Consider the following 14,300-nt stretch of genomic DNA (forward strand, 5'->3'; position numbering starts at 1 on the left):
TTGGCTTATTACATTGTGTTGCGTAGACTTACAAAAAAAGGTTGATATTGTTTTGACACTTCTAAGGTCTTCGTTCTATCCTGTTTGTGTAATTAGGACTAATCTAATAAAATAAAGTTTCACATATTGGTTGGTTCTTATTATTAATGGTATTAGGTTTGCCTTTGCTTTGACTTATTTAATCACCATGATGGTGGATATGAACTATGGAGAGTTTCGAAATGTTTGAAGTGACTGAGAGTGTATCTAATTCCCGCAAGATTATTTTAATCACCCATCCGTCTGTGCAAGCAAACGCGTTTGCAAACTATCTTACTGATTTACTGTCTGTTTCTGTCGATGTTCACAATATCAACAAGCCCCTTGTCCAGCGCGTAAGCAAAGGGACCGTGGTATTGTTTGATATTGCTGTATCTAACAAAAAACTGAACGGTATCTGGCGTGATATTATTCGTACCCAGTTTGACTCGCCACGTCTGCTGATTATTAATAGTGCGCAGAAGTATGAACTATATGAAATGGCGCAGTGGCCAGCATTGTACGGCGTGTTCCGTCATGACGACGATGAATCGCGCTTAATTGAGGGCGTCAAAGCGGTCTTAAACGGCGAGCAGACGGCTGAATTGAGCGTGATGCACCCAGCAATGTACGCCGTTGAACAAACGCCTGAAACGAATGACAGCGTACCGCTGACTGAACGTGAATGCGAAATTCTGAACGAATTACGCCATGGTGCAACCAATATGGATATTGCTCGCGCCTTGTTCATTAGTGAGAATACCGTGCGTACTCACCTGTATAATGTTTTCCGCAAACTGAGCGTGAAAAACAGAACCCAGGCGGTCAGCTGGGCGAATGAAAATCTGCGCCACTAATCGATAGAGCGAATTAGGTGAGCCTACGGGAAGTCATTCCCGGGGCCGCCTTCTAGAAACCTTGCTCGAAATAGCTTTCTAAAATCACCACGGCAGAAGCTGAGTCTACGCTGCCTTTGTCGAGTGCGCGGAATCCACCGCGTTCAAACAGCCCCGCACGAGCTTCTACGGTACTTAATCTTTCATCATGCAGCTTAATCGCCACGCCAAAGCGGCCGTGAATTTTATTGGCGAAATTACGTGCGCGCGCGGTTAACGGCTGCTCGGTGCCGTCCATATTGAGCGGCAAACCTACGATAACCGACTCCGGCTGCCACTCTTTGAGCAGACGACCGATAATATTCCAATCCGGCGTGCCGTCTTGGGCTTTGATAGCCGTCAGCGGGCGAGCGGTACCGGTGATGCGTTGGCCGATAGCCACGCCAATGCTCCGCGTACCAAAGTCGAATGCCAGCAGTGTTCCACTCATTATGCGTGCCCCGCAGTACCTGACATGGTCAGGATATTGATACCAATTAGCTTAGCTGACTCTTTCCAACGATCGCTTATCGGCGTTTTAAACAGGATATTTAAATCTGCCGGGGCGGTAAGCCAAGCGTTATCGAGGATTTCCTGCTCGAGCTGTCCTTTTTCCCAAGACGCGTACCCTAACGCGACCAGCACGTCGGATGGCTGGCGTTCGGTACCCAGCGTTTCCAGCACGTCACGCGAAGTGGTGACAATGGTGTTGTCCGAGATGCGAATGCTTGAGGAGAACGACGCCGGAGGCGTATGCACGATAAAGCCACGATCTTCCGCCAGCGGGCCGCCCAGCATTACTGGTTTATCTAAGCGAATAGATGGGTCGCGGGGATCGGGAGTGATCTTCAGCTTTTCGAGGATCCCTTCGATCTGCAGGTTTTCCAGTGGTTTATTGATGATGATCCCCATTGCTCCGTCATCGTTATACTCGCAGATGTAAACCACGGAACGACGGAAGATAGGATCCTGTAGGGATGGCATAGCGATGAGAAAATGATGCTGTAAATTCATTATCAGAGGTTCTTGTCCTGTTTCAAAAAGCAGCAGCGCCCAGTATGAGGGGAAAGCGCACTGCTGTCACCAGGCTTACCCGCTTACACAAGGGACGAAAAGCCTAGCTAGCGGCGGGTTCCCTCCCGCCGTTTAAATTCAACGCCTTATTTTTGCAGACGTTTTTCGATAGCGTCCATCAGCATACCGGTGATAGAAATCGGATATTCCGCTTCAATTTCGCGTACACAGGTAGGGCTTGTGACGTTAATTTCCGTCAGGCGATCGCCAATGATATCGAGGCCTACGAAGATCAACCCTTTTGCTTTCAGCGTCGGGCCGACTTTACGGGCGATAGCCCAGTCGCTTTCGCTGAGCGGACGCGGTTCGCCACGACCACCGGCAGCCAAGTTACCGCGCGTTTCGCCACCCTGCGGGATACGAGCCAGGCAATAAGGCACCGGTTCGCCATCAATGACCAGCACGCGCTTGTCGCCATCTTTGATAGCCGGCAGGTAATTTTGCGCCATGCAGTAGCGGCTGCCCAGCTCGGTTAGCGTTTCGGCTATAACACCAATGTTCGGATCGCCTTCCTTCACGCGGAAGATTGACGCGCCGCCCATGCCGTCCAGCGGTTTCATAATGATGTCACCGTGTTTTTGCCAAAACGCTTTCAGCTGCGCCTTATTACGGGTGACCAGTGTTTCCGGCGTGAGATCGGAGAACCAAGCGGTGAACAGCTTCTCGTTACAGTCGCGCAGACTCTGCGGCTTGTTGACGATTAGCGTCCCTTGCTCTTCTGCGCGCTCAAGAATGTAGGTCGCGTAGATAAACTCAGTGTCGAACGGGGGATCTTTACGCATCAGGATGACGTCGAGATCGGCCAGCTTAATCTCTTGCTCGCCGTTAAATTCGTACCATTTGTCGTAATTCTGCTCAACGCTTAGCAGGCGCGTACGGGCGTACGATACGCCGTTTTCCAGATACAGATCGTTCATCTCCATATAGTGGAGTTCGTATCCGCGGCGTTGCGCTTCTAGCAGCATAGCGAAGCTGGTGTCTTTTTTGATATTGATGCTTGCGATGGGATCCATCACGATGCCGAGCTTGATCATTATTGTTCTCCTTTAACCCAGGTCACCAAAGCGCACCTGCAGTGCGGTGATGGCGGTGAGTGCGGTAGTCTCTGTACGCAAAACGCGAGGCCCCAACAGAATATCAGTAAACTGGTAACGTGCGGTCATGGCAATTTCATCCGCCGATAGGCCGCCTTCTGGACCAATCAGCAAACGTACGCGTTCAACCGGCTGCGGCAGCGTGTTGATGCTGGCACTGGCGCGTGGGTGCAGGTTGAGCTTTAGCGCGTCATCCTGCTCGGCACACCAGTCTTCGACATCCATTGCCGGGCGAATTTCCGGCACCACATTACGGCCACACTGCTCGCAGGCGGCAATAGCGATTTTTTGCCATTGCTGGAGCTTCTTATTCAGACGCTCGGCGTCTAGTTTAACCCCGCAGCGCTCAGAAAAAAGTGGCGTAATGAGGCTTACACCCAGTTCTATCGATTTCTGGATAGTGAATTCCATTTTATCGCCCCGGGACATCACTTGGCCGAGGTGAATATGGACCGGAGACTCACGGTCGTCGAGCTCACCACGCTGGATCTCGACCATCACATTTTTCTTGCTGGCGTCGGTAATGATGGCGTCAAAAACCTGATTACTGCCGTCAAATAGCTGAATCTCTTGGCCTTTGCCCATCCGCAGAACGCGGCCGACGTGGTTGGCTGCGTCTTCGCACAGCGAGATCTGTGTGCCAACGGTGACTGGTTCCGGGTGGTAGATGCGGGGGATACGCATAAGTCTGAATTCCATCTGTTGCTAGCCCTCTCAAGTCGAGAGGGCCGGAGCTAATTAACGATTGCCGCTAGTGTAGGTTAGCTCTTTTGTGCCTGGCAAGCTTGCAGCACATATGGGTTATGGTTGCCTTGGACTTTCGCGATGCGTTCGTCGCGCTGGCACTCCCAACTGCTGACGGGATACATTTTGTCCCAAGCGTTGAACAGTTGGGTTTGCTGACGGGAGAGGTTCAGGCTGTAACGGTCGCGCATATAGAAGTAGGTGCGTGCAATCGCGCCGCGTGAGCGCTCCGGTGGTTCGGCGACTTTGCCTTTAAAATCGACTTTCATGGCGCACTGACCGTATTGGCCTTCGCCACCGTTCCACTGACCGTACATAAAGTTGGCGCGATCGCCATTCACCTCACCGACGGCGGGCTGCAGATTATGCATATCGCTTTCCATCTTGCGATATTCTGGATCTTTGGCGCAGTTCTTTCTGCCGCCGTCCTGCCAACACTGGCGCTGATGGCCAAACTGCCATGCTGGAACCACGTGTTCCCATTCGACGCGGCTAGCACGATTCTCATTTTTACGTACTTTATAGCCACACGATTCCAGATCGATAACGCCTTTCTTGCCCTGCCAGTTAATTTTACAGCCGCAGTAGAAATCGCCGGGGACGTCACTATTGACCTTCACGCCTGCCGTTTTAGCCTGTGAAAAACTATTGATACCCTCGGCAAACGCCTGGCCTGAGAGCGCCGCCGCCAGAAACGCGGTGGCAAAAGACAATTTACGGTACATCACGAACTCCATCTCAAAACGAGCCCGCAACGTACCCAATGTGATTGTCAGATGCAATCAGTTAGAACGGAAAAGTTCCTGATATTTCCAATGGTTACATTTCTGCAACCAATGGTTCGCCGCAGTGGACGCACCGGTAGGTGGCTTCGCCGCGCAGCACGCGGTTATGGCGCCGGACGGTCAGTTGGTGGAGTTGGCAGCGACATCGATAGGGAAAGGTTTCGCGGCGCACCGATTCCAGCTCAAACTGGTGCGTGCGGCGAGCGGCTACGCCAAGTACGCTCTCCATCATCCACTTCCACTCTTTGCCGTGCGGCGGCACACGGCCAAAATGTTTCCACACCAACAGATGGGCCAGCTCATGCGGCACCACTTCTTCAATAAAGGCCTGCTGATTTTCGACGAGCAGTACCGGGTTCAAGCGAATTTCATACTGCTGCAGCCAAGCTGTGCCGGCGGAGGTGCCGCGCTGCTGATAGACAAGCTTTGGCTCTGGATAATTGCGACCCAGCGCGAGATTGGCCTGGGCGAGTTTTTCTCGCAGGCTACGCATTATGTTTTGCTGGATGGCGATAGGAATTCGAGGGGTTTTCATAACGGCTGAGAATAAAACGTGACGCGGGGCGGTGCAAGGGGAAGCTTCCCCCCGGAGGAGGAAGCGTCATCAGGGTTAGTCGCGGGCACCAATTTCGCGCAGCGGACGGCCCTGCATCAGATTACGTTCGATGTGTTCCAGAGACACGTTTTTGGTTTCTGGAATCAGCCACAGGGTCAGGAAGATAAACAGCACGTTCAGACCACCGTAAACCCAGAAGGTGTTGGCGCTGCCCAGCGAGTTCAGCATGGTCAGGAAGGTTGCGCCGACAATCATGTTGGCAATCCAGTTGGTCGCGGTGGAGCAGGTGATACCAAAATCACGGCCTTTCAGCGGCTGGATTTCAGAACACAGAACCCAAATCAGCGGACCTGCACTCATGGCAAAACCTACGATAAACATCAGCAGCATCAGTACGGCAGTGTACTGCGCAGCGGCAGAGTGAATGCCGACGTGCATCATGGTACCCAGAACGCCCATACCCACGGCCATCACAATAAAGCCAAGAATCAGGGTTGGTTTACGGCCCCAGCGGTCAACCAAGCCGATAGCAATAAAGGTCGCCAGCACGTTGGTCAGGCCAACGATAACCGTGCCCCACATCTGCTCGTTGGTATTGGCATAGCCCGCCAGTTCAAAAATCTTTGGCGCGTAGTACATGATGACGTTCATGCCGGTGAACTGCTGCATCACCTGCAGCAAGATGCCGAGGAATACCGCGCGACGGAAGTTGCTGTTTTCTTTAAACAGCGCCCAGCCGCTTTGTTTCACCTTCAGGCTTTCGCGGATTTCATCAAGCTCACGCTTGGCTTCGGCGCTGGTATCGCGCAGACGCAGGAGGACGCGTTCTGCGTCGTTAAAGCGACGTTTTGCGGCAAACCAGCGCGGGCTGTCTGGCAGGAAGAACACGCCAATCAGCAACAAGATAGCAGGGATGATAATGACGCCCAGCATCCAGCGCCATGCGCCGCTGTAGCTAAAAGCGGTGTCGGACAAGTAAGCACCGAGAATACCGATGGTAATCATCAGCTGATACATAGAAATCATGCTGCCACGGATTTTTTCCGGCGCGATTTCGGACAGGTACAGCGGTGCGGTGTAGGACGCGACGCCAACGGCAAGGCCGAGCAGGACGCGGGAGATAAGTAGGATCTCAACGTTTGGCGCGGCGGCGGAGAACAGGGAACCGGCGACGAACAAGATAGCGCCGATCATCAGGCTTTTCTTACGACCGAGTCGGAAGGAGAGCCAGCCGCTGCCGACGGCGCCGACTGCGGCACCAAACATCATGGAGCTGACCACCCACTCTTGCGTATGGGCACTGAGTTGGAAATCGGTAGTGATAAAGGGCAGAGCACCAGCAATAACGCCGATATCAAGGCCGAACAACAGTCCGGCTAGGGCCGCTAAGAAGCAGACAAAGAAGGTCATTGTCTTGTTAGAGCGGCCCTGTTTTTTATTGCTAGGCATGATGCCCTCCAGTGGATTTATTTGTTTTGTAGATGCTTAGGGTAGGAGAGTACTCAGCAAAAAAACGTGATGACAATCACGGCAGTGTAATCGCTTACACTGCTATTGATGTTATGAATGAGTTAATTTTCAATTAAATCAATTGGTTTATCAATGATTATGCGATGGAATAAAATAATATTAAGACTTTCCTGAAACATGACGCATTAAGATGAAAAGCTGTTTCATTGGGAGTTGTGAGGGCTTTAGTGTGGCGGCTCTGATTATGTAATCGCTTACATCAATTTGTGTATAAATGTAAATTGATACGTAGAAGGGAGGATTTCGGGGATAAAAAAAGCCAGCGCGAGGCTGGCTTTTATGGGAGAAGCTTGGGCTTATTTCAGGCCAGCAGCTTCGCGCAGTTGAGCGGCTTTGTCGGTTTTTTCCCAAGGGAAATGTTCACGACCAAAGTGACCGTATGCTGCGGTCTCCTTGTAGATCGGGTGCAGCAGATCCAGCATCTGGATCAGGCCGTATGGACGCAGATCGAAGAACTCGCGTACCAGACCAATCAGCTGTTCAGCAGGCACTTTCTCGGTGCCGAAAGTTTCAACCATGATGGAGGTTGGCTCTGCTACGCCGATAGCGTAGGAAACCTGGATCTCACAGCGGTCAGCCAGACCTGCAGCAACGATGTTTTTCGCCACATAGCGTGCGGCGTATGCTGCAGAACGGTCAACTTTTGATGGATCTTTACCAGAGAATGCACCGCCGCCGTGACGAGCCATGCCGCCGTAGGTATCAACGATGATTTTACGACCGGTCAGGCCGCAGTCGCCCATTGGGCCACCGATAACGAAACGACCCGTTGGGTTTATAAAGAATTTGGTCGACGCGTTCAGCCATTCAGTTGGCAGAGTTGGCTTGATGATCTCTTCCATCACCGCTTCCTGCAGCGATTTCTGGTCGATGCTTTCAGCGTGCTGAGTGGACAGAACCACCGCATCGATACCGACAACTTTGCCGTCGTCGTACTGGAAGGTGACCTGAGATTTTGCATCCGGACGCAGCCAAGGCAGGGTGCCATTTTTGCGCACTTCAGCCTGACGCTGCACCAGACGGTGTGCGTAGGTCACAGGCGCTGGCATCAGCACGTCGGTTTCGTTGGTTGCATAACCAAACATCAGGCCCTGGTCGCCCGCACCTTGTTCCAGTGGGTCGGCGCGGTCAACGCCCTGGTTGATGTCCGGAGACTGTTTACCGATAGCGCTCAGTACCGCACAGGAGTTGGCATCAAAGCCCATATCCGAATGCACATAGCCAATTTCGCGAACGGTCTGACGGGTGATCTCTTCGATATCAACCCACGCGCTGGTGGTGATTTCACCGCCGACCAGCACCATACCGGTTTTGACGTAGGTTTCGCACGCTACGCGAGCTTTCGGATCCTGTTCTAGGATCGCGTCCAGCACGGCGTCAGAAATTTGGTCCGCAATTTTGTCAGGATGCCCTTCGGATACAGACTCGGACGTAAAAAGGTGTTTTGCCATATTTAATTTCACCCAATAGGAATTTGGTTAGCTCAAACTGTTGTGCTGCATAGTCACGGTGGTGGATTCTATCATGGAGTGATAGGTTTCTGTCACTGGCAGTCTGAGTGTTAATCGGTATAGACGGATTAACATCTGGATGGCTATTTTAGGTCACATCTTCACCTCATTGCCAGTTTTTTTTGAGATGCCTCTCATTCTGCTGCTCGATGGATTGGAAATTTTTCCTGACACTGCCGTCAATGCACACATTTATCTTTTGCTTTTTTTCTATCTTCTCGGTATAAAACGCCGCGCGCGGCTCATACCAATAAGCACACGTCATTTTCTACGTGTCGCCACTTCCAGCCGGGCTAAAACTTTGCTTTGGCTTAAGGTTCGTCTTTCGAGGCGGCCGTGGAGGTGATACGAGATAATGAACCGTTGTATTCTGCCGATTTTGTCGTGCCGTTCTGGCGCGAACATACCCCTCGCAATCTCCATTTCTGCTTTGCATACCAGCCGATGCTATACCCATTTCGGCGCTTCTCAGGACTCCAGAGCCGGTAGGTAACTGAAGACTGAACAAGGGCGCTCTTGCTGTGGCAAGGGTTTTCTCGTGGTTTCGTTGAACCGTCATACCAGGTTCAGATGCGTGTTTTACAATGATATGAATAAGAAACCGGTCGCACAGGCGGCGTACCAGCATGTTCTGCTGGCTAATCCGTCTGCTTATGGGTTGTTATCGCGACGTTACGCTGCGATAGTAGTTAACTGTTTTACACTTGTTATAAATAATTGAGGTTCGCTATGTCTGACGACATTTCATTGGATTCGCCTTCGTCAGCAGGCGAACGCGGTGTACTACGTTCCATGCAGGAGGTTGCGATGAGCTCCCAAGAAGCCAGCAAAATGCTACGCACATACAACATTGCCTGGTGGGGCAATAACTACTACGACGTCAACGAGCTTGGCCACATCAGCGTCTGCCCTGACCCGGATGTTCCCGACGCCCGCGTTGACCTCGCTCAGTTGGTCAAAGCCCGTGAAGCACAGGGGCAACGTCTGCCTGCACTGTTCTGCTTCCCGCAGATCCTGCAGCATCGTCTGCGTTCGATTAACGCGGCATTCAAACGCGCCCGTGAATCCTACGGCTATAAAGGCGATTACTTCCTCGTCTACCCGATTAAGGTTAACCAGCATCGTCGCGTCATTGAATCCCTGATTCACTCCGGTGAACCGCTGGGTCTAGAGGCCGGCTCGAAAGCTGAATTGATGGCGGTGCTGGCGCACGCGGGCATGACCCGTAGCGTGATCGTCTGCAACGGCTATAAAGACCGTGAATACATCCGTATGGCGCTGGTGGGCGAGAAGATGGGCCACAAGGTCTATCTGGTCATCGAGAAGATGTCCGAAATCGCCATCGTGCTGGAAGAAGCTGAACGTCTGAACGTGGTGCCGCGCCTTGGCGTACGTGCGCGTCTGGCGTCTCAAGGCTCTGGCAAATGGCAGTCCTCCGGCGGTGAAAAATCCAAGTTTGGTCTGGCTGCAAACCAGGTCCTGCAACTGGTGGAAATTCTGCGCGAACGCGGTCGTCTGGACAGCATTCAATTGCTGCACTTCCACCTCGGTTCGCAGATGGCGAACATTCGCGATATCGCCACCGGCGTGCGTGAGTCAGCCCGTTTCTACGTTGAGCTGCACAAGCTCGGCGTGAATATCCAGTGCTTCGACGTCGGCGGCGGCCTTGGCGTGGACTACGAAGGGACGCGTTCCCAGTCCGATTGCTCCGTCAACTACGGGCTGAACGAATACGCGAACAACATCATCTGGGCTATCGGCGATGCCTGTGAAGAGCACGGTCTGCCGCACCCAACGGTGATTACCGAATCTGGCCGTGCGGTCACCGCGCATCACACGGTGCTGGTATCCAACATTATCGGCGTTGAGCGTAGCGAACACACTGAAGCCACGCCACCGGCCGATGATGCGCCACGCGCGCTGCAAAGCATGTGGGAAACCTGGCAGGAGATGCACGAGCCGGGCAACCGTCGCTCGCTGCGTGAATGGCTGCACGACAGCCAGATGGATTTGCACGATGTCCATGTTGGCTACTCATCCGGCACCTTTAGTCTGCATGAGCGCGCGTGGGCAGAGCAGCTCTATCTGAACATGTGCCACGAAGTGCAAAAGCAACTAGACCCAAGCAACCGTGCACACCGTCCGATTATCGACGAACTGCAAGAGCGTATGGCGGATAAGATTTACGTCAACTTCTCCCTGTTCCAGTCGATGCCAGATGCATGGGGTATTGATCAGCTGTTCCCGGTTATGCCGCTGGAAGGTCTGAATCAGATACCAGAGCGCCGCGCGGTCCTGCTGGATATTACCTGTGACTCTGACGGTGCAATCGATCACTACGTGGATGGCGACGGTATTGCCACCACCATGCCGATGCCGGAATACGACCCGGAAAACCCGCCGATACTGGGCTTCTTTATGGTTGGCGCGTATCAGGAGATCCTCGGCAACATGCACAACCTGTTCGGTGATACCGAAGCGGTTGACGTGTTCGTCTTCCCTGACGGCAGCGTTGAGGTTGAACTGTCCGATGAAGGCGATACCGTGGCGGACATGCTGCAGTATGTTCAGCTTGATCCGAACACGCTGCTCACTCAGTTCCGCGATCAGGTGAAAAACACCGATCTGGACGAGGCGTTGCAGCAACAGTTCTTGGAAGAGTTTGAAGCCGGTCTGTACGGCTATACTTATTTGGAAGACGAGTAACGGTGATTGCCCGGTGGCGCTGCGCTTACCGGGTCTACGTGTGTAGGCCGGATAAGGCGAAGCCGCTATCCGGCATTTACGACGCCAGCTTGAATCCGTACAAAATAACGGCGATAATCCGCCGCAAATATGCAGTTACCAAATCAATCCCTTCCTCGTCGGGCCTAACGACGCGGAGGGGATTTTTTTTACAATGATTTTAAAGAGGTCAGCACATGAGCACCTTGGGTCATCAATACGACAACTCCTTAGTTTCCAACGCGTTTGGTTTTCTTCGTCTGCCGATGAACTTCATGCCATACGACAGCGATGCGGATTGGGTCATTACCGGTGTGCCTTTTGATATGGCAACCTCTGGCCGTGCCGGTGGCCGTCACGGCCCGGCGGCGATCCGTCAGGTGTCAACCAACCTCGCATGGGAGCACAACCGCTTCCCGTGGAACTTCGATATGCGTGAGCGCCTGAACGTGGTGGACTGTGGCGATCTGGTTTACGCGTTCGGCGATGCTCGTGAAATGAGCGAGAAACTGCAGGCGCACGCGGAAAAACTGCTGGCCGCCGGTAAACGCATGCTGTCCTTTGGCGGTGACCACTTCGTCACTCTGCCGCTGCTGCGCGCGCACGCGAAACACTTCGGCAAAATGGCGCTGGTGCACTTTGATGCGCACACCGATACTTACGCCAACGGCTGTGAGTTTGACCACGGCACCATGTTCTACACCGCGCCGAACGAAGGCCTGATCGATCCGAATCACTCGGTACAGATCGGTATTCGTACCGAGTTCGATAAAGACAACGGCTTTACCGTGCTGGATGCGTGCCAAGTGAACGATCGCAGCGTCGACGACATCATCGCTCAGGTGAAGCAAATTGTCGGCGACATGCCAGTTTACCTGACCTTCGACATCGACTGTTTGGATCCGGCGTTTGCACCTGGTACCGGCACGCCGGTGATCGGTGGCCTGACTTCTGACCGCGCGATCAAACTGGTGCGCGGCCTGAAAGATCTGAACATCGTCGGCATGGACGTAGTGGAAGTGGCTCCGGCCTACGACCAGTCCGAGATCACCGCGCTGGCCGCGGCGACTCTGGCGCTGGAAATGCTCTACATCCAGGCGGCGAAAAAAGGCGAATAAGCCTTAGACGCTCACTGCTGCTGCGCGACGCATGCGCAGCAGCAGCATCCCTCCGGCAAGCAGCGTGATAATCTGTGACGCCACTAGGACCGAAAATCCTGAACTGACCGATCCTACCGATTTCATCACCATCCCCATCAGCAGCGGAATGAATGCCGCGCAGATATTACCGATCCCATTGATAATGCCATAGGCGCTGCCCACCGCTTCCCGCGCCGCATGGTGCTGGACAACGGCAGGAATAGCCGCCCCCTGTAATCCCCAGAAAATATTGGCCGACAGCATAAACAGCGCCAGCATCACCGGCTGATGGCTCAACATCAGGGCCATCACCGAGAGCGCGGTCATAAGCCCCCCAGCCACGAACAGGAAAGGCGCTTGCTCGGGGCGCATTTTGTCCAGCAGCACGCCGCCCAGCAATTTTGACCCTAGGCTAAGCAAGAAAGGAATAGCCGCCAGCAGACCGGTGGCATTCAGAGAGAAGTGGTGCTCGTCGCGCAGCCATGCCGGCAGCCATGCACTGCTACCCCATAGGTAGCTGAGCGTGGCGATCTCAACCAATAAAATCCAGCCTAATAGCGGCGTTTGCCAAGCGAGAGAGAACGTGTGCTTAAACCCGGCGCTGGAGCATTTAGCGGCCTGCCTAGGTGCGGGAAGGAAACGCCAGATAAGCCCGCCGCCGAGCAGTAGATTCACCGCTGCCAAGGCATAAAACGACCCCATCCAGCCGAGGTGCGCCATCATCCAAGTGACCAGCGGGAAGCCGACCGCTAGGCCCAAAGAGACGCCGAGCGCGGTAACGGCGTTGGGCTTACCGATTTCATCCGCCGCGAAGTGCTCGCTGATAAAGCGCGTTTTTAGCGAGAACAGCGGCCCCTCGGCGATACCGAGGATCGCTCGGGCGACCAGCATGCCCATCAGTGAACCCAGCAGCGGTGATATCGCGCAAACAACGGCCCAAATCACGATGCTGGCCAGCAGTCCCTGTCGGTAATGGAGCCTGCTTTCAATAACCGGAGTTAATAGCAAGGCTGAAAAACCATAGCCCAGAAGAAAACAGGTCATCAGCATTCCCTGTAACATTCTGTTTTCATTTAACTGGAAATATGCCGCGAATTCCGGGTTGAGGATCATCACCGAGATATTTACCCGGTCGACGTATGAAATAATAATTAACAATAATAATGCGATTGTGCCTTGCCATCTTGCCGTCATGACTTCCGCCTTAATGATTTTTATTTGTTTATATTATTCTACTGGTGACTATCACGTATCTAAAATGTCTCACATATGAAACTTATTGTTTTATAAAGAATATATAAATAATCGTTTCATAGGTGAAACATCGTAATGTTTGTGATTAATAGTTTTTAGAGAGTGATGGTCGAATAAGTCAATATCTATTTCTCATAAAACAGCGGTCATTAATAAAACGTATTTAGCCTGCTCATGAATATGAAAATTTCATATCACTGCATTTTTTCGTGATCGTTTGCACACTTAGCCCACTAAATGTCGATTGATTAACAAATTCGTCACATTGTCGCTTGACGTGGCTCTGATCGCTTTTATATTGACCGTATTAAATAAGAAACAGAGTTTCATATATGAAACAAACGCCTGGAGGATCGCGATGAGCTGGATAGGCATATGTGATGCACAACAAGTACAGGAAGATTTCCCTTTTAGCGGCAACGTCGAAGGCAAAGAGATCGGCGTTTACCTGATCGACGGCGAATATTACGCGCTGGAAGACGTCTGCCCCCACGCTTATGCGCTGCTGAGCCAAGGCTTTGTGGAGGATGGCAAGGTGGAGTGCCCGCTGCATGAAGCCGTCTTTGATGTCAAAACCGGGCAGTGCCTGCATGGCCCCGGCGGGCGGAGCCTCAATCGCTACCCGGTCCGGGTATTTGAAAACCAGATCCAGATTACGTTTATCGAGGAGACCGTGGCATGAGCGACACCCTGAATTTTAACCCGGCACTGCCGGAAAGCCGCCAGTTTACCCCCCCGGCAGAGGGCGGAAACGGCGCTATCCATAAACCGGGTGCTTACCAGAACCTGATCTGGCAAACCCGCAGCCGAGTGCCGGAAAACTGGGAGCTGAACCTTATCGCCACGCTGGAAGATCTCTTTGAACAGGGGGCTGAAACCTTGCCGGAACTGGTGAACGGGTTGAACGCGGTGCGCATGCACGATCAACAGGGCGAGCCATGGAGCGAAGCCAGCTTCCAAGCGTTCTTACAGGTTAACGGTTACTGAGGGCAATGT

15 protein-coding genes are annotated in these 14,300 nt (G+C 52.9%); 6 read left to right on the forward strand and 9 right to left on the reverse strand.

What is annotated here, in order from left to right:
* The first annotated feature begins 221 nt into the window (after positions 1–221).
* Positions 222–875, forward strand: a complete 654-nt coding sequence (locus AB4K05_RS01385; RefSeq protein WP_368478274.1) for a LuxR C-terminal-related transcriptional regulator — start codon at positions 222–224, stop codon at positions 873–875.
* A 52-nt stretch (positions 876–927) separates the two neighbouring features.
* On the opposite strand, the gene ruvX is transcribed toward AB4K05_RS01385, so the two are convergent.
* The 8 genes from ruvX to metK all read right to left on the reverse strand — a co-directional run bounded on the left by ruvX (position 928) and on the right by metK (position 8,127).
* Positions 928–1,344: a Holliday junction resolvase RuvX gene (gene ruvX / locus AB4K05_RS01390; protein ID WP_368478275.1), complete on the reverse strand. Its 417-nt coding sequence runs from the start codon at positions 1,342–1,344 to the stop codon at positions 928–930.
* Positions 1,344–1,907 carry a YqgE/AlgH family protein gene (locus tag AB4K05_RS01395; RefSeq protein ID WP_368478276.1) on the reverse strand — a complete coding sequence of 188 codons (564 nt, stop codon included), beginning with the start codon at positions 1,905–1,907 and terminating at the stop codon, positions 1,344–1,346. Before AB4K05_RS01395 ends, ruvX begins: the two co-directional genes overlap by 1 nt.
* 146 nt (positions 1,908–2,053) lie before the next feature.
* On the reverse strand, positions 2,054–3,001 hold the full coding sequence (gene gshB / locus AB4K05_RS01400; protein ID WP_368478277.1) for a glutathione synthase: 948 nt from the start codon (positions 2,999–3,001) through the stop codon (positions 2,054–2,056).
* Between the two features lie 12 nt (positions 3,002–3,013).
* Complete coding sequence (rsmE, locus tag AB4K05_RS01405; RefSeq protein ID WP_368478629.1) at positions 3,014–3,745, reverse strand: 16S rRNA (uracil(1498)-N(3))-methyltransferase; 732 nt, start codon at positions 3,743–3,745, stop codon at positions 3,014–3,016.
* A gap of 77 nt (positions 3,746–3,822) precedes the next feature.
* Positions 3,823–4,530 carry a deoxyribonuclease I gene (gene endA / locus AB4K05_RS01410; protein WP_368478278.1) on the reverse strand — a complete coding sequence of 236 codons (708 nt, stop codon included), beginning with the start codon at positions 4,528–4,530 and terminating at the stop codon, positions 3,823–3,825.
* Between the two features lie 94 nt (positions 4,531–4,624).
* Entirely contained in the window at positions 4,625–5,125 is a 501-nt protein-coding gene (locus AB4K05_RS01415; protein WP_368478279.1) for a SprT family zinc-dependent metalloprotease, read from the reverse strand.
* A 75-nt stretch (positions 5,126–5,200) separates the two neighbouring features.
* Complete coding sequence (locus AB4K05_RS01420; RefSeq protein WP_368478280.1) at positions 5,201–6,595, reverse strand: sugar porter family MFS transporter; 1,395 nt, start codon at positions 6,593–6,595, stop codon at positions 5,201–5,203.
* 377 nt (positions 6,596–6,972) lie between these two features.
* The gene (gene metK, locus AB4K05_RS01425; RefSeq protein WP_368478281.1) at positions 6,973–8,127 is read right to left on the reverse strand and encodes a methionine adenosyltransferase; all 1,155 of its coding nucleotides are present in this window, start codon (positions 8,125–8,127) and stop codon (positions 6,973–6,975) included.
* Positions 8,128–8,776: 649 nt separating this feature from the next.
* On the opposite strand from metK, the gene yqgB reads away from it, so the two are divergent.
* The 3 genes from yqgB (at position 8,777) to speB (ending at position 12,029) form a co-directional block, all read left to right on the forward strand.
* The gene (yqgB, locus tag AB4K05_RS01430; RefSeq protein WP_368478630.1) at positions 8,777–8,908 is read left to right on the forward strand and encodes an acid stress response protein YqgB; all 132 of its coding nucleotides are present in this window, start codon (positions 8,777–8,779) and stop codon (positions 8,906–8,908) included.
* A gap of 8 nt (positions 8,909–8,916) precedes the next feature.
* Positions 8,917–10,893, forward strand: coding sequence for a biosynthetic arginine decarboxylase (gene speA, locus AB4K05_RS01435; RefSeq protein WP_368478282.1), 1,977 nt, complete (start codon positions 8,917–8,919; stop codon positions 10,891–10,893).
* 215 nt (positions 10,894–11,108) lie between these two features.
* A complete protein-coding gene (gene speB, locus AB4K05_RS01440) occupies positions 11,109–12,029 on the forward strand; it encodes an agmatinase (protein WP_368478283.1) in 921 nt (306 codons plus the stop codon).
* Between the two features lie 3 nt (positions 12,030–12,032).
* Here the strand turns inward: speB and AB4K05_RS01445 are convergent, their stop codons facing one another.
* Positions 12,033–13,244: an MFS transporter gene (locus AB4K05_RS01445; protein WP_368478284.1), complete on the reverse strand. Its 1,212-nt coding sequence runs from the start codon at positions 13,242–13,244 to the stop codon at positions 12,033–12,035.
* 418 nt (positions 13,245–13,662) lie between these two features.
* Here AB4K05_RS01445 and AB4K05_RS01450 point away from each other — a divergent pair, with 418 nt between their 5' ends.
* The gene (locus AB4K05_RS01450; RefSeq protein WP_368478285.1) at positions 13,663–13,986 is read left to right on the forward strand and encodes a Rieske (2Fe-2S) protein; all 324 of its coding nucleotides are present in this window, start codon (positions 13,663–13,665) and stop codon (positions 13,984–13,986) included.
* Positions 13,983–14,291 (forward strand): recombinase-like helix-turn-helix domain-containing protein, encoded by a 309-nt coding sequence (locus AB4K05_RS01455; protein ID WP_368478286.1) that lies wholly within the window; start codon positions 13,983–13,985, stop codon positions 14,289–14,291. The genes AB4K05_RS01450 and AB4K05_RS01455 overlap by 4 nt, the downstream gene beginning before the upstream one ends.
* Positions 14,292–14,300 lie beyond the last annotated feature (9 nt).

The organism is Kluyvera sp. STS39-E, assembly GCF_040932435.1.
In the GTDB taxonomy this organism is placed as follows: Bacteria; Pseudomonadota; Gammaproteobacteria; order Enterobacterales; family Enterobacteriaceae; genus Kluyvera.